17 protein-coding genes and 2 tRNA genes are annotated in these 15,033 nt (G+C 66.5%); 8 read left to right on the top strand and 11 right to left on the bottom strand.

Features of this window, described 5'->3' with window-relative positions:
• The 3 genes from KZX42_RS16865 to KZX42_RS16855 all read right to left on the bottom strand — a co-directional run.
• The coding region (locus KZX42_RS16865; RefSeq protein WP_231492570.1) for a GTP-binding protein at positions 1–127 on the bottom strand (127 nt) is incomplete at its 3' end.
• 58 nt (positions 128–185) lie between these two features.
• Positions 186–259: transfer RNA gene (locus tag KZX42_RS16860), tRNA-Gly, on the bottom strand.
• Positions 260–337: 78 nt separating this feature from the next.
• Positions 338–421: transfer RNA gene (locus KZX42_RS16855), tRNA-Tyr, on the bottom strand.
• Positions 422–731: 310 nt separating this feature from the next.
• Between KZX42_RS16855 and rlmB the strand changes: the two genes are divergently transcribed.
• From rlmB to KZX42_RS16840, 3 genes are read left to right on the top strand one after another with little or no spacing between them, the layout of a single operon-like run.
• Positions 732–1,454 carry a 23S rRNA (guanosine(2251)-2'-O)-methyltransferase RlmB gene (gene rlmB, locus KZX42_RS16850; RefSeq protein WP_313431311.1) on the top strand — a complete coding sequence of 241 codons (723 nt, stop codon included), beginning with the start codon at positions 732–734 and terminating at the stop codon, positions 1,452–1,454.
• Between the two features lie 31 nt (positions 1,455–1,485).
• Entirely contained in the window at positions 1,486–2,292 is an 807-nt protein-coding gene (locus KZX42_RS16845; RefSeq protein ID WP_248121299.1) for a TerC family protein, read from the top strand.
• On the top strand, positions 2,289–2,618 hold the full coding sequence (locus KZX42_RS16840) for a rhodanese-like domain-containing protein (RefSeq protein ID WP_248121297.1): 330 nt from the start codon (positions 2,289–2,291) through the stop codon (positions 2,616–2,618). Before KZX42_RS16845 ends, KZX42_RS16840 begins: the two co-directional genes overlap by 4 nt.
• Positions 2,619–2,639: 21 nt before the next feature.
• Here KZX42_RS16840 and KZX42_RS16835 read toward each other — a convergent pair whose 3' ends face one another.
• From KZX42_RS16835 to KZX42_RS16820, 4 genes are all read right to left on the bottom strand, one after another.
• The gene (locus tag KZX42_RS16835) at positions 2,640–3,353 is read right to left on the bottom strand and encodes a 2OG-Fe(II) oxygenase family protein (protein WP_248121295.1); all 714 of its coding nucleotides are present in this window, start codon (positions 3,351–3,353) and stop codon (positions 2,640–2,642) included.
• A 21-nt stretch (positions 3,354–3,374) separates the two neighbouring features.
• Entirely contained in the window at positions 3,375–5,078 is a 1,704-nt protein-coding gene (gene metG / locus KZX42_RS16830) for a methionine--tRNA ligase (protein WP_248121294.1), read from the bottom strand.
• A gap of 74 nt (positions 5,079–5,152) precedes the next feature.
• On the bottom strand, positions 5,153–6,511 hold the full coding sequence (locus KZX42_RS16825; RefSeq protein WP_248121292.1) for an MATE family efflux transporter: 1,359 nt from the start codon (positions 6,509–6,511) through the stop codon (positions 5,153–5,155).
• A 63-nt stretch (positions 6,512–6,574) separates the two neighbouring features.
• Positions 6,575–6,973, bottom strand: coding sequence for a DUF1489 domain-containing protein (locus KZX42_RS16820; RefSeq protein ID WP_248121290.1), 399 nt, complete (start codon positions 6,971–6,973; stop codon positions 6,575–6,577).
• Between the two features lie 104 nt (positions 6,974–7,077).
• Between KZX42_RS16820 and KZX42_RS16815 the strand changes: the two genes are divergently transcribed.
• Positions 7,078–7,368, top strand: a complete 291-nt coding sequence (locus KZX42_RS16815) for an antibiotic biosynthesis monooxygenase (protein WP_248121288.1) — start codon at positions 7,078–7,080, stop codon at positions 7,366–7,368.
• Here KZX42_RS16815 and KZX42_RS16810 read toward each other — a convergent pair.
• Together KZX42_RS16810 and KZX42_RS16805 are read right to left on the bottom strand one after the other, a co-directional pair.
• Positions 7,365–7,760 carry a hypothetical protein gene (locus KZX42_RS16810; RefSeq protein ID WP_248121286.1) on the bottom strand — a complete coding sequence of 132 codons (396 nt, stop codon included), beginning with the start codon at positions 7,758–7,760 and terminating at the stop codon, positions 7,365–7,367. The genes KZX42_RS16815 and KZX42_RS16810 overlap by 4 nt on opposite strands.
• Complete coding sequence (locus tag KZX42_RS16805; protein WP_248121285.1) at positions 7,757–9,769, bottom strand: biotin carboxylase N-terminal domain-containing protein; 2,013 nt, start codon at positions 9,767–9,769, stop codon at positions 7,757–7,759. The genes KZX42_RS16810 and KZX42_RS16805 overlap by 4 nt, the downstream gene beginning before the upstream one ends.
• Positions 9,770–9,856: 87 nt before the next feature.
• On the opposite strand from KZX42_RS16805, the gene KZX42_RS16800 reads away from it, so the two are divergent.
• The gene (locus KZX42_RS16800; protein WP_248121277.1) at positions 9,857–10,468 is read left to right on the top strand and encodes a TIGR02466 family protein; all 612 of its coding nucleotides are present in this window, start codon (positions 9,857–9,859) and stop codon (positions 10,466–10,468) included.
• Between the two features lie 39 nt (positions 10,469–10,507).
• Here KZX42_RS16800 and KZX42_RS16795 read toward each other — a convergent pair whose 3' ends face one another.
• The gene (locus KZX42_RS16795; protein WP_248121275.1) at positions 10,508–11,407 is read right to left on the bottom strand and encodes an enoyl-CoA hydratase-related protein; all 900 of its coding nucleotides are present in this window, start codon (positions 11,405–11,407) and stop codon (positions 10,508–10,510) included.
• 61 nt (positions 11,408–11,468) lie between these two features.
• Positions 11,469–13,061, bottom strand: a complete 1,593-nt coding sequence (locus KZX42_RS16790; RefSeq protein ID WP_248121273.1) for a carboxyl transferase domain-containing protein — start codon at positions 13,059–13,061, stop codon at positions 11,469–11,471.
• 284 nt (positions 13,062–13,345) lie between these two features.
• On the opposite strand from KZX42_RS16790, the gene rpsF reads away from it, so the two are divergent.
• From rpsF to rplI, 3 genes are read left to right on the top strand one after another with little or no spacing between them, the layout of a single operon-like run.
• The gene (gene rpsF / locus KZX42_RS16785; protein ID WP_201100299.1) at positions 13,346–13,732 is read left to right on the top strand and encodes a 30S ribosomal protein S6; all 387 of its coding nucleotides are present in this window, start codon (positions 13,346–13,348) and stop codon (positions 13,730–13,732) included.
• A gap of 12 nt (positions 13,733–13,744) precedes the next feature.
• Entirely contained in the window at positions 13,745–14,023 is a 279-nt protein-coding gene (gene rpsR / locus KZX42_RS16780; protein ID WP_054766014.1) for a 30S ribosomal protein S18, read from the top strand.
• Between the two features lies 1 nt (position 14,024).
• Complete coding sequence (rplI, locus tag KZX42_RS16775) at positions 14,025–14,609, top strand: 50S ribosomal protein L9 (RefSeq protein ID WP_055754943.1); 585 nt, start codon at positions 14,025–14,027, stop codon at positions 14,607–14,609.
• The last annotated feature ends 424 nt before the right edge of the window (positions 14,610–15,033 follow it).

The raw sequence follows: 15,033 nt of genomic DNA, 5'->3' as shown, positions 1-15,033 counted from the left end.
TCGCGCCGCCAGCCTTCGCCAGCGTCATCGTGATCGCCGCCGTCAGCGTCGTCTTGCCGTGGTCAACGTGACCGATCGTGCCGATGTTGCAGTGCGGCTTCGTGCGTTCGAACTTTTCCTTGGCCATGGCCAAAACTCCTCGAGGCCCTGGTCCGTCAGCGGAGGGGCGCTGTGCTGATAAAACCTGGAGCGGGTAGACGGGATCGAACCGACATCCTCAGCTTGGAAGGCTGCTGCACTACCATTGTGCTATACCCGCGCGGAGACTGCGGAAGTTCTTGGGGAACGCCGCAGCCGATCCTCTCCGGCGTCCTGATCCGTCGTGTTCGAAGGCGCGTGGTGGGGGAAGAAGGACTCGAACCTTCGAAGCTTACGCAGGGGATTTACAGTCCCCCCCCTTTGCCGCTCGGGACATTCCCCCAGCGCGCCTTGTCGAACCGCCGGACCCCTCGTTCCGCCCATAAAGATGCGGGACGAAACAAAAACCTTCGGCTTGTCGCCTCCTCTGCAGTAGAGGGGGCGCCCAGACCCGAAAGCCCTTGGGGCTCCAAATCGGAGGGCGTCTTATAGTGTCGTCGAAATCAGAACGCAACGACCGTAAAAGCGGTAAAAAACAAGTCTTCGGAAACCGGCCCGGAGGACTGCGCGACAAGGCTCAAAAGCCCGCCACGCAAGGGTTTGGCGGGCGAGAGGAAGGGCCGCGCGCGCCCCGTTCGCCGGACCGAAGCCGGGTGGACGCCGATAATTATCTGTGGGGCCGCCATCCGGTTCTGGCCGCCTTGGCGAATCCCTCGCGTCGGGGAACGGGGCGATTGATCGTCACCGCCGACCGCGCGCAGGAGATCGAGGACGGCCGGCTGAACCACGGCCACAAGATCGAGGTCATGGACAATCAGGCCCTGACCCGGATGCTGCCCGCCGGCGCGGTGCATCAGGGCATGGTGTTCAAGGTCCAGCCGCTGGAAGGCGTGGCGCTGGAAGACCTGGCCGATCCCGCTCACGGCGTCATCGTCATGCTGGACCAGCTGACCGACCCCCAGAATGTCGGCGCCATCTTCCGCTCGGCCCTGGCCTTCGGCGCGCGGGGAATCATCGTGCAGGATCGCCACGCCCCGGCCCTGGCCGGCGCCCTGGCCAAGGCGGCGGTCGGCGCCACCGAACGCCTGCCCCATGCCCGGGTGACCAACCTGTCGCGTGCGCTGGAGCGTCTGTCCGATCTGGGCTGGCGCGCCGTGGGCCTGGACGGTTCGGGCGAACAGACGCTTGAAGAGGCGCTTGATTCGCAGCCCACCGTCCTGGTCATGGGGTCGGAGGGCGACGGCATCCGTCGGCTGGTCGCCGAACATTGCGACGTGCTGGCGAAGATCCCCATGCCGGGCGGCTTCGAAAGCCTGAACGTCTCCAACGCCGCCGCCGTGGCCTTATATGAAGCGGCCCGCGCGCAACGCGGCTGACAGAAGGTCGCACCCGGGGTAGAGAGCGGATATGGATTTCCTCTCCTCTCCCGAACTCGCCAGCCAGGCCACAGCCCTGGGCCAGGTCGTCCTGATGGATCTGGTCCTGGCCGGCGACAACGCCGTCGCCGTGGGCCTGGCCGCCGCCGCCCTGCCCCAGGACCAGCGAAAGAAGGCCATTCTGATCGGTCTGGCCGCTGCCGTGGTCATGCGAATCGGATTCGCCCTGATCACCGTCCAGCTTCTGGCGCTGGTGGGTCTGCTGCTGGCGGGCGGTCTTCTGCTGCTGTGGGTGTGCTGGAAGATGTGGCGCGAACTGCGTGAGCAGGCGACCCACGATCAGGCCGAGGCGGAGGCCGAGCTTCAGCTGGCCCTCAGCATCGAACATGGCACCGGCCCCTCGCCCGAGGAACTGGGCGTAAAGCGCAAGTCGTTCGGCGCCGCCCTGATCCAGATCATGATCGCCGACATCACCATGTCGCTGGACAATGTGCTGGCCGTCGCCGGCGCCGCCCACGAACATCCGTGGATCATGGTCTTCGGCCTGATCCTGTCGATCGCCCTGATGGGGGTGGCGGCCACCTACATCGCCAAGCTGCTGCATCGCTTCAGCTGGATCGGCTACATCGGCCTGGTCGTGGTGCTGTATGTTGCCCTGCACATGATCTGGGACGGCGCCCGCCAGGTCGTGGTCCGCACCGGCCATATGGAGGCGTTCAACGCCTCCGCCCCAGCCTTCCTTGAGATCGGTCCCGAGGAAGCCGCCAAACACCTGGGCCGGAAACGCACCGAGGACAGCTCGACGCCGACGCCCGCTGAACCAAGGGTCGCGCCATGACCGTCGCCACGGTTACGGTCGAAGAGGCCGCCGCCTGGCTCCAGGCGGGCGAGGCCGTCCTGATCGACGTGCGCGAGGCGGACGAGTTCGCCGCCGCCCGCATCGACGGCGCCGTCCTGGCTCCCCTCAGCCAGATGCCCGCCGCCTGGGAGGCGCTGGACCTGCCAAGCGACAAGAAGATCATCGTCCAGTGCCTGAAGGGCGGTCGCAGCCATCAGGTCTGCGCCTTCGTCGGCCCGACAGCGGCGGACGGCCAACCGCTGTTCAACCTGACGGGCGGAATCCAGGCCTGGCACGCTGCGGGCCTGCCGATCATCGAAGGTTGAAGCGGTCTCCGCGCGAAAGCTCTAGACGCCCCTTAGCCACCCCGTGACGGAAATCCGGTCCGCCCCCGCCGACAGGGCCACCTGCGTCACCGAATGCGGCGACGGCACCTTCAACAGGTTCAGGGTGTTGAAACGCGGGGTGAAGGCCTCGGCTACATTGCCGTCGGTCCCGTGGAAGGCCAGCAGCCCGCCCCATTCGATCCGCCATGCCGGCGTCAGATTCAACACATAGGCGAAGAAGCGGTTCTTGCCTTCGGCATGATCGTCATGCTCGGTCAGAAAATGGCCGGCCCGAAACCGCGTCAGCTGGGCGTCGGCCATCGCGATGCGCGGCTCGCCGGTCAGGTCCCGCATCAAATCCAGAAACGCCTCGCCGTTCAGGAACCCCAGCAGATCGGCCCAGATCGGCGCCGCCTGCCCCAACTGAAGCAGGTCATAGATCGGGTGATTGTCGTACAGATACTGAAAGTCGTCGCGGGCAGAGGTCTGGACCGCCTGTCCCAGCGCCGTCTTCTGATCCGGGCTCAATGACGCCAGCCAGGCCGCCGGCAGATCGACATGACCCGACCCGCGCCGCGTGACGATATTGTATTCGACGCCCGCCGCCGCCTGGTTCAGGGCCAGAGCGTCGTCGGTGGCCATCACGCCGTCGACCTGGGCGCGCCCTGTCCGGTGCAGACGTTCGCGGATCGCCGCGCGTCGCGTCTCGTTCAGCGGCGCCAGGTTCATTGTCATCCGCCGTCCCCTGTCCCGCGATCAGGCGTCCGCACCGCCGAACCGTTCGGACCATTCCGTCACCTGGGCGTCCTCGATCTTGGCGAACAGCACGCCTTGGGCCTGGACCTTGCCGCCGACCGGCAGGACGTTCAGCAGATCCTCGTCCGCGCCCGGCCAGCTTAGGTCGTCCACGCCCACGGAGGCCGCGATCTTCGGCGCCGTGAACGGCAGGATCGGCGCGGCCAGACGCGCGAACAGCGCGACCAGGTTCAGCCCCGTCCGCACCCCCACCGCCGCCTGGTCGCGGTCGCTCTTCAACGCCGTCCAGGGCGCCGCGACCTGCAGATATTCGTTGCCCAGCACCCAGGCGGCGCGGATGGCGACGGCGGCCTTCCTGAACTCCATCGCCTCGAACTGTTCAGTCGCCTCGGCTACGGCCGCCTTGATGTCGGCTTCCAGCTTGGCCTCGACCAGGCCCGGCTCGCCGCCTTCTGGCACGACGCCATCGAACTTCGACTCGACGAATTTGACGATCCGGTTGACGAAATTGCCTAGCACATCGGCCAGGTCCTTGTTGATCGAGGCCTGGAAATCCTCCCAGGTGAAGGCCGAATCCGCGTGTTCCGGGCCATAGGCCGTCAGACGCCAGCGCCAGTAATCGGCCGGCAGCAGTTCCAGCGCCTGGTCCATGAAGACGCCGCGCTTCTGGCTGGTCGAGAACTTGCCGCCGTACCAGTTCAGCCAGTTGAAGGCCTTCAGCTGATCCACCGTCTTCCACGGCTCGCCCGAGCCGATGATGGTCGCGGGAAACGATACGGTGTGGAAGGCGACGTTGTCCTTGCCCATGAACTGGACGTAGCGGACATCCTCGGCCCCCTCGTCCAGACGCCACCAGTCGCGCCAGCTGTTTCCGGTCGCATCCGCCCATTCCTCGGTCGCGCCGATATATTCGATGGGGGCGTCGAACCAGACGTAGAAGACCTTGTCCTCCATGCCCGGACGCGGGAAGCCGTCCTTGGTCACCGGCACGCCCCAGGCCAGGTCGCGGGTGATGCCCCGGTCAATCAGACCCTCGTCCAGATGCTTGTAGGCGATGGATTTGGCCAGGGTCTGCCAGCCGCTCTTGCCGTCGACCCAGGCGCGGATTTCCGGCTCGATCTTCGTCTGCAACAGATAGAGGTGGCGGGTATCGCGCACCTCCAGATTCCGCGTACCCGACACCGACGAATAGGGATCGATCAGGTCGGTCGGGTCCAGCAGCCGCCCGCAGTTGTCGCACTGGTCGCCGCGCGCGCCGACGTGGCCGCAATGGGGGCACGTCCCCTCGACATAGCGGTCGGGCAGGAACCGGGCGTCGTCGATGGAGTAGATCATCCGATCCACCCGCTCCTCGATCAGGCCGTTCTTCTCCAGCGCCTCGGCGAAATGCTGGGTCAGGCGATGGTTCTGCGGGTTCGACGACCGGCCGAACCAGTCGTAGCTGAGCCCGAACGCCTGGCCCGCCGCCTTCTGAATCTCGTGCTGCTCGTCGCAATAGGTCCGCACGTCCTGACCGGCGGCGGCGGCGGCCAGCTCGGCTGGGGTGCCGTGCTCGTCGGTGGCGCAGATGTAGAGCACCTCATTTCCTTGCGCCCGCTTGAACCGCGCCCAGACGTCGGCCGGCAGCATCGACCCCGCCAGATTCCCCAGGTGCTTGATGCCATTGATGTAGGGCAGCGCCGAGGTGATGAGGATGCGGGCCATGGTCGTCCAGTCGTTCCGGGAAGCCGTCGGATATAGAGCGACGAAACCGAAACGTCACCTTTGACGTGGCTCGCTCAGGAAACCGTCGCCTTCACCATCGGCGCCCGCCGCGCCACCCGCAGGAACCGACCGGTCAGCAGCACGCCGGAAATCAGGCTGGCGACGATTACGGACCAGACCAGGCCGTCGACGCCTGTCCGGTGCGCCAGCCACCAGCCCAGCGGGATCATGATGATCCCATAGGACAGCAGGTGCATCAGCGTGGGCCAGACGACGTCGCCCGCCGCGCGGTTGGCCTGGGCGGCGACCACCTGCTGGGCGTCGGCGACGAAGAACAGGGTGGCCAGCACCAGGGCGGGGGCGGCGATGGCCAGGATCGCGGGGTCGGTCGTATAGGCGCTGACCACCGGCCGCGCCGCCAGCCACAGGCCCACGGCGATGATGAAGGCCAGAACCGTCACCACGGCGATGCCCAACAGGCCGCTGCGCATCACGCCCGGCCGGTCGCCTGCGCCATAGGCCCGGCCCACCAGCACCGCCGTAGCCGACGACAGGCCCATCGGCACCATGAAGACGATGGCGGACACATTGATGACCACGGCCCAGCTGGCCGTCTCGGCCGCGCCCAGCTGTCCGGCGAACAGGGTCATGGCGGCAAAGGCGCCGACCTCGATGAAGTTGGACGATCCCGCGCCAATGCCGACGCGGATTTGCTCCACCTCGACCGAACGGTCGCGCCTGGGCTTGGCGAACAGCCCCCAGGCCCGCGCTTCCGGCAGGCGCAGGATGAAGACGACCAGAAACACCGCCAGCGCCGTCCGCGCGCCGAACGTCGCCCAGGCCGAGGCGATCGCTCCATCCACGCCCAGACCCAGCATGTCCGGCACCAAGACGATGTTCAGCGCAAGATTGACCGCATTGGCGACCCACATGGCGACCATGCCCGCCTTGGGCCTGTGCAGGCCCTCAAGGAAGAACTGGGCCGCCACTGAAATGAGATAGGCCGGCATCGACAGGGCGAACACCATCAGCACGGGCGATGCGCCCTCGCCCAGTCCATCCTCCAGCCCCATGTGCATCAGACCGAACGGCCCCAGCAGCATCAAGCCGATCATCGAGACGACGCCGATCTGCAGCGCATAGACCATGCCCCGGCGCAGGACGGCGCCGACCTCGTCGCCACGCCCCTCGCCCCGCAGACGGGCGGTCATGACCTGCACCCCCATCATCAGCCCGACCGCCGTGGTCAGCACCACCGAAGACGGCGCCCAGGCCAGGGAGTGGAACGCCAATTCGCGACTGGCGTAATGGCCGACCACGATGGCGTCGGTCAGCCCCATGGTCATGATGCCCAGACGCGCCAGCACCACCGGCCAGGCCAGTGTGGTCAGTTCTTTGAGCGTGGAACGGGTGGCGGCGCTGATCTTGAACATCGGACGCGGCACAGGCCATGCGCGCCCGCCAGGGTCAACACCCAATCGGTTCGTGGTCTTTGGCTACCAGGCGCCCAGTTCGCGCAGTTGCCGCACCAGTTCGTCCGGCGCCTCGCCCGCCTCAAGCATATCGATGTCGGCTGGGGCGTCCTTGGGCTCGAAATAGCGCCAGCCCTGGAACGGCCGGCGGGCCATCGGGGCGGTGCGGATCACCCGGGGCTCCAGCGTGATCTCGCAACGACTATCCTTGCCCTCGCCCAGGGTCGTGATGTCCACAATGGGCTGACGGCAGGCGATGCTGCCCTTTATGACCCAGTACAGCGACCCGCCATCCTCGATCTCGCCCGCCCGTTTGGGGGTCATCCGGGTGTGAACCACCAGAGGCTGGCCGCTGGCGGCTCGCGTCTCCAGCCATTCTACGTCGGACACCCCGACGCAAAGCTTGATCATGTGAAGCGACATGGCGCCCACCTAGTGATCCTGAGCGGCATTGGCCAGTTTCTTAATCCCCGTCCGGTAGGCACGACGCGGCGCCCCCTCTCCTCCCCGGCGCGGCGCGAGACAGAATGTACGGATTGATCACCCGCCTTACGGCCCATCCCGGCCGTCGCGACGAACTGAGCCTGTGTCTGCTCGACCCCAGCGTCAGAAGACCCGGCTGCCACAGCTATGTGCTGGCTCAGGACCTGACCGACGCCGACGCCCTATGGGTCACCGAGGTCTGGATGAACCAGGCCACGCACGACGCATGGTCGGCCGATACGCGCGAAAACGGCGCCCTTCGCCCCGCCCTGGCCATGGTCGCCACCTTCGGCGACACCATCTTCACCCGGCCGCTGGGCGGCGTGGGGCTTTAGTCCGGTGAGGCGGCGATGGCCGCCGCGAGGTCAGTCAGGACAATCCGAGTAGAGGCTGCGGTCGGAGCCAGCCCTTCCATCAGACAACGCGCGTCGTGGTCCTCGACCACCTTGTCGCGACCTGTCTGGTCCAGACCCGCGCGATAGGCGACTACAACCTTGTCCCACCGTTCGAAGCGCCCGCGACCGGCGATCTTGCCCATGAAGTAATTCATGGCGGGCATGAGCGACGCCTTCTCCGCCTCGTCTTCACCGATCCCTTCCATCAGCGTCACGATGCATTGCAGGTCCGCAAGGTCGTCCGGCTCGACGCGGACCGTCTGCATTCCCGGTTCACCCATCAGGCTGGCCGTCATGGCCATCGCGGCCAGAGCCCCCGAAACCACGATCACGCCTCGCTCTTGATACGCGCCAGTTCGAAGCCGTCGACGACCTGATCCCCGACCGAGGCCGACAGACTTTCCACCACCCCGTCGAACGGAGCGGTCAGGGCGTGTTCCATCTTCATGGCTTCCAGCACCACGACCGGCTGGCCCTTGCTCACGGCGTCGCCCGCCTTGACCGGCGTGGCGACGATCTTGCCCGGCATGGGGGCCCGGAGGGAGCCGTCGGAGGTGACGCCCGCTGTCGCCGAGGCGGCCTTATGGGGACGAACATTCACCGACAGGCCATTGTCGAAGATGACGGCATCCCCCTCCCCCTCACCGAGCCGGAAGCCAAGGCGGCGACGATCAGGACCGGCTTCCATGCCAGATCGAATTTCTTTCAGCCGGTTACCGGGCACATGCTTCACTCGTAGAGCGCCATCACCGAAATCGACCGCATAAGACCATTGCTCCGCACCTGGCGAAATCTTGGCAGAGCGGCGGACGCCATCCGCGTCGATCACCAGAAGAGACGACGGACATGCGTTGAGGCGGAACCCGAACAAGTCGCTGACGCGCGTATCCCAAGCGTCGGCGTTGTCACGATTGACGAACCGCCAAGTCGTTTCTTCCGCCACCAACACCGCGCCGGCCGCAACAGCTTCATCGGAAGCTGCAGGGACGAGAGCCGTATCTTCCGCCGCGATGAAGCCGGTATCCACGTCGCCCGCGACAAAGCGCGGATGCACCAGACAACGCTTCAGGAAGCCGGCGTTGGCCTTGACCGGCCAGACCTCGACCTCGCCCGCCGCCTCGGCCAGACGCGCCGCCGCCGCCTCGCGCGTGTCCTCATGCACGATCAGCTTGGCGATCATCGGATCATAGAACTGGCTGACCTCGCCGCCCTGCTCCACGCCGGTGTCGACGCGGATGCCGTCCGGCATGACGAAATGCTCCAGCTTGCCGATGCTAGGCAAAAAGCCGTTCGCTGGGTCCTCGGCATACAGCCGCGCCTCCATCGCCCAGCCGTTCAGCTTGATCTGATCCTGTTTCAGCGGGATCGGATCGCCCGCCGCCACGCGGAACTGCCATTCGACCAGATCGACCCCGGTCACGCTCTCGGTCACCGGATGCTCGACCTGCAGTCGGGTGTTCATCTCCATGAACCAGACGCCGTCCGCCTTCAGCCCGTCGGAAGCGTCGGCGATGAATTCGATGGTTCCGGCCCCGACATAGTTCACGGCCTTGGCCGCCTTGATGGCGGCCCCGGTCACGGCGGCGCGCACGGCCTCGCTCATGCCCGCCGCGGGGGCCTCCTCGATCACCTTCTGGTGGCGGCGTTGCAGGGAGCAGTCGCGCTCGTACAGGTGAACGACATTGCCGTGTTTGTCCCCGAACACCTGGACCTCGATGTGGCGCGGGCGGGTGATGTAGCGTTCGATCAGAACCCGGTCGTCGCCGAAGGCCGCCGCTCCCTCGCGCTTGGCGCTGGCCAGACCGGCGGCGAAGTCGGCCGGATCATCGACACGCTTCATCCCCTTGCCGCCGCCGCCCGCGACCGCCTTGATCAGCACCGGATAGCCGATCCGCGCCGCTTCCGCCGTCAGCGTGGCCTCCGACTGGTCCGCACCCTGATAGCCCGGCGTCACCGGCACGCCGGCCTGGATCATCAGTTCCTTGGCCGCGTCCTTCAGGCCCATGGCGCGAATCGAGGACGGGTCCGGCCCGATCCAGATCAGGCCCGCCGCCGCGACGGCTTCCGCGAATTCGGCGTTTTCGGACAGGAAGCCGTATCCGGGGTGGATCGCCTCCGCCCCCGTCGCCTTGGCCGCCGCCAGCACCTTGGCGCCGTCCAGATAACTTTCGCGCGCCGCCGCCGGGCCGATCAGCACCGCCTCGTCGGCGTCGCGCACATGCAGGGCGTTTGCGTCCGCCTCGGAATAGACGGCGATGGTGCGAATCCCCATCCGCTTGGCGGTGCGGAAGACACGACAGGCGATTTCGCCGCGATTGGCGACAAGGACGGACTTGAACATGAAGCGGTCTTAGCCGGATCGTGCGCATCAGGCGAGAGGCTGCGCACGACCCTTCTCAGGCGGCGCCGCACGGGGTAAGGCCCCTCCATGTCCCTGCGCCCCCTCTTCGTCACCCATATCTATGAAGCCTCCCTCGCAGAGGGTCGGGGTTGGGCCGACTTCAATGCGCAACTGATCGACGTCGTCCGCATGATGGCCGAAGAGGATGCGGCCGGCCGACGCTGGTGCCGCGACAACGCCTATCGCGGCTACACCTCCTACGGCTCGCTGAACGACCTGCCCCAGCGCTTCCCCGAGTTCGCCGAGCTGAAGCGCCACCTCGACCGCCACGCCGTCGCCTACGCCAAGGCGCTGCACTTCGATCTGGCCAGGAAGCCCCGCCTGGACAATCTGTGGGTCAATATCCTGAAGCCCGGGGGCGGCCATACCGGCCATATCCACCCCCACGCCTTCCTGTCCGGCACGGTCTATATCGACATCCCGGACGGCGCCTCGTCTCTGAAGATCGAAGACCCCCGCCTGCCCTTCATGATGGCCCGCCCCGGCGTCACCGACGACGCGCCCGAGGCCGAACGCCCCTTCGTCTATCTGCATCCGAAGGCGGGCACGGTTTTGATGTGGGAAAGCTGGCTGCGCCATGAAGTCCCGACCAATCAGGCCAGGTCCGACCGAATTTCGATCAGCTTCAACTACGCCTGAACGGAACAGCCCGTCAGTCGGTGGAACCTAGCCGTCCGATCACACCGTCCAACTGGCCTTGCGCTTTTCCAGGAAGGCCAGCACGCCTTCGCGGCCTTCGTCCGACACGCGGGCGCGGGCGATGCGTTTGGCGGTTTCGTCCATCAGGCCCGAGTCGATCTTGTGGTGGGCGATGTCGTTGACCAGGCGCTTGGCCTCTCCCATCGCGCCGGGCGCATTGTTGGTCAGGCTGTCGCTGAGCATCGCGATGAACTCGTCGACCGATCCTTCGGGCAGGACCAGGTCGATCAGGCCGGCGTGTGCGGCGTAGTCGGCGTCGAAGGCGTTGGCGGTCAGGAACAGTTGGCGGGCGCGGCGCGCGCCGACGGCCTCGATCACATAGGGGGCGATGGTCGCGGGGATCAGGCCCAGCTTGACCTCGGAGAAGGCGAAGCGCGCGCCCTCGACCGCCACAGCCATGTCGCAGGCGGCGACAATACCGGCCCCGCCGCCCATGGCGTTGCCCTCGACCACGGCCACCGTCAGGGCCGGAATGTCGTGCAGCGCCTTCAGCATCCTGGCCAATCCCATGGCGTCGTCGCGGTTGTCGCTTTCGGACCAGCCGGCGGCGTCGCGCATCCAGTTCAGGTCGGCCCCCGCGCTGAAGGTGCCGCCCGCCCCGCGAATGAAGACGGCCCGCACCCGGTCGGCGCCGTGCAGCGTCTCGAACGCCTCATGCAGGGCGGCGATGGTCGCGGCGTCGAAGGCGTTCTTCTTGGCCGGCCGGTTGATGGTGACGAAGACGACGCCGTCGGTGGTCGAATCGATCTGCACCAGATCGTCGTCGGCGTCGGGGGCCGCGTCCGGCACCAGCGGCTGGGCGATGCTGTTGATCTCGGCCGCCTCGGCGTCGGTGATGTCCAGGGCGTTCAGGTCGGCTTCGGTGGGCTTGTCGGTCATGGGAGGCTCCTTCGAAGGATCAACGCGCGAGGGGAGGTTTGGTGAATGGCGCAAGCCAGGATCACATCCTGAACAGGCCGAAGGTCGTCTCTGGGATCGGGGCGTTCAGGCTGGCGCTGATGGCCAGGCCCAGGACGTCGCGGGTCTGGGCCGGGTCGATGACCCCGTCGTCCCACAGGCGGGCGGTGGCGTAATAGGGATTGCCCTCGTCCTCGTATTTCTGGCGGATTGGGGCCTTGAAGGCTTCGGCGTCGTCCGCGCTCCAGGTCTCGGCGTCGCGGTGGACGGTGGCCAGGACGCTGGCGGCCTGCTCGCCGCCCATCACCCCGATCCGGCTGTTGGGCCAGGTGAAGAGGAAGCGCGGCGAATAGGCGCGGCCGCACATGCCATAGTTCCCTGCCCCGAAGCTGCCGCCGATCAGAACGGTGAACTTGGGCGTCTCGGCCGAGGCGACGGCCGTCACCAGTTTGGCGCCGTCCTTGGCGATGCCGCCCGCCTCGTATTTGCCGCCGACCATGAAGCCCGAGATGTTCTGCAGGAACAGCAGCGGGATCTTGCGCTTGCAGGCCAGTTCGATGAAGTGCGCGCCCTTCTGGGCGCTCTCGGAGAAGATGACGCCATTATTGGCCAGGATGGCGACCGGATAGCCCCAGATGCGGGCGAAACCGCACACAAGGGTCGAGCCGTACAGGCTCTTGAACTCGTCGAACTCCGACCCGTCAACCAGCCGGGCGATGACCTCGCGCACATCATAGGGGGCGCGCACGTCGTCGGGGATCAGGCCGTACAGTTCCTCGGCGTCAAAGGCCGGCGCGCGCGGTTCGCGCACATCCATCTCGACGGTCTTGGTGGTGTTCAGATTGGCGACGATCGACCGCACGATCTCCAGCGCGTGCTCGTCGTTCTCGGCCACATGATCCACCACGCCCGAGCGACGGCCGTGGGTCTCTGCCCCGCCCAGCTCCTCGGCCGAGATCACCTCGCCGGTCGCGGCCTTCACCAGAGGCGGTCCGGCCAGGAAGATGGCGCCCTGGTTTCTGACGATGATCGTTTCGTCCGACATGGCCGGCACATAGGCCCCGCCGGCGGTGGACAGGCCCATGACGCAGGCGATCTGGGCGATGCCCTTGGCGCTCATCCGGGCCTGGTTGAAGAAGATGCGGCCGAAATGGTCGCGGTCGGGAAACACCTCGGCCTGGTGCGGCAGGTTGGCCCCGCCAGAGTCCACCAGATAGACGCACGGCAGGCGGTTCTGCTCGGCGATCTCCTGGGCGCGCAGATGCTTCTTCACCGTCATGGGGAAATAGGCGCCGCCCTTCACCGTCGGATCGTTGCAGACGATCATGACCTCGCGGCCCGAGACCCGTCCGATCCCGGCGATGACGCCCGCCGCCGGCGCCTCGCCGTCGTACATGCCGTGCGCGGCCAGCTGCCCGACCTCCAGGAACGGCGAGCCAGGGTCCAGCAGCCGCTCGACCCGGTCGCGCGGCAACAACTTGCCGCGGGCCACATGGCGTTCGCGCGACTTGTCGGACCCGCCGCGCGCGGCCTTGGCCACATGGTCACGCAGTTCGGCGACCAGGGCGCTGTTGTGGGCGTGCAGGGACTTGTATCTTTGGCTTTGCGGATCGACCGCTGACGTCAGCTTCGGCATGGGCCTGGTTTAAGGGCGGTTGGTGAAAAGTGCTAGTGAGCCAGAGGTGAGCTGATCAAACCTGCCGCTCACCCCTTCGCTCACTAGCACTTTTCACCTCGTCGGCGCCGCCATCCTTGCCTCCCCGCCCCTTTTCCCCTATAGGCCCCGCCTTTCCAGGGCTTCGGTCCTGACGTGGAGCACCAAAGGGTTGGACGTTCGGTCCGGCCGCCGCGCCAGGAGCCATCGTGGAGATCGACTTACCCGGTCGTTTCCGCGCCGACGCCCACAAGGGAGACTACCGCATGGCTCTTTACGAGCACACGGTCATGACGCGCCAGGACATCTCGGCGCAACAGGCCGAAGCGCTGAACGACACCATCAAGGATCTGATCGTCGCCGGTGGCGGCTCGGTCGCCAAGATCGAATACTGGGGTCTGCGCAACCTGACCTACCGCGTGAAGAAGAACCGCAAGGCTCACTATTCGCTGCTGGCCGTCGACGCCCCTCCGGCCGCCATGGCTGAAGTCGAGCGTCAGCTGGGCATCAACGAAGACGTGCTGCGCTGGCTGACCGTCCGCGTCGAGGAACTCGACCTGGAACTGTCGCCGCTGCTGGCCCGCCGCGAGCGTGAACGCGAGCGTGAGCGCGAGCGCACCCCGCGCGAAGACGCCGCCGCCGACGCCGAATAAGGAACCCGGAACATGACCGACACCACCGCCCCGACCCCGGGCGCCCCGGCCGGCTCCGGCTCGGCCGGCCGCCGCCCCTTCTATCGCCGCCGCAAGGTCTGCCCGTTCTCGGGCGCCAATGCGCCGAAGATCGACTACAAGGACGTCAAGCTGCTGCAGCGTTACGTCTCCGAACGCGGCAAGATCGTGCCTTCGCGCATCACCGCCGTCTCCCAGAAGAAGCAGCGCGAACTGGCCAAGGCCATCAAGCGCGCCCGCTATCTGGCCCTCCTGCCGTACGTGGTGAAGTAAGATGAAGGTCGTTCTGCTGGAACGCGTCGAGAACCTCGGCGCCATCGGCGACGTCGTGTCCGTCAAGGACGGCTTCGCCCGCAACTTCCTTCTGCCGCGCGACAAGGCCCGCCGGGCCACCGCCGCGAACCTGAAGGCGTTCGAACTCGACCGCGCCGCCATCGAGCAGCGCAACGAGAAGAACAAGGCCGATGCACAGAAGGTCGCCGACAAGATCGACGGCCAGACCTACGTCATGATCCGTCAGGCCGGTGAAACCGGTCACCTGTACGGTTCGGTCGCCGGTCGCGACGTCGCCGAGGCCATCCAGGCCGAAGGCGGCAAGGTCGAGCGCTCGCAGGTCGTCCTGAACACGGCGATCAAGAGCCTGGGCGTCCACGAAGTGCCGGTTCGCCTGCACGCCGAGGTCCGCGCCACGGTCAAGATCAACATCGCCCGCTCGATGGACGAGGCCGAGCGCCAAGCCAAGGGCGAGGACGTGATCCGCAGCCAGTTCGACGACGAGCGCCAGGCCGCCGAGCAATCGGCGCAGGAGCTGATCGAAGGCGGCGCCGGTCAACAGGAAGGCTTCGGCGACGAAGCCTGATCCCTGCCCGGCCCTCGGGCCGGATCGGTGAAGACATCAAGGGCGCGTTCCGCACGGGACGCGCCCTTTTTGCTGTGCGCACCACGCCAGACCATGCGCGAACGACAGGATGACAAGTTTACAACACTGTTCGCCACTCGCGCCGACGGTGCCGTGACACGCACGAAACAACCTTGACGCCGCGCCTTTGCGAACGACACCTTCGTCGAAGATCGCCCCAAACGATCTGCCTGGTAATTTTTTGCCCGGAATCCTTATTGCTTGCTCGCTAAGGGAAACTGGACGGTTCGTTGGACACGGATCTGGAGGTCACAGAATTCGCGCCATGCTCAGCATACCGTCAGCCGCACGCCGGCATCGCCAAAGCCCTGCTCGAGGGATTAGATTTTCTGAACGCTGCGACCAGCAAACATGGCCCGGCGGG

It is taken from the genome of Brevundimonas sp. EYE_349 (assembly GCF_023147505.1).
Taxonomy (GTDB): Bacteria; Pseudomonadota; Alphaproteobacteria; order Caulobacterales; family Caulobacteraceae; genus Brevundimonas.
This window is presented reverse-complemented; position numbering and strand designations above follow the sequence as displayed.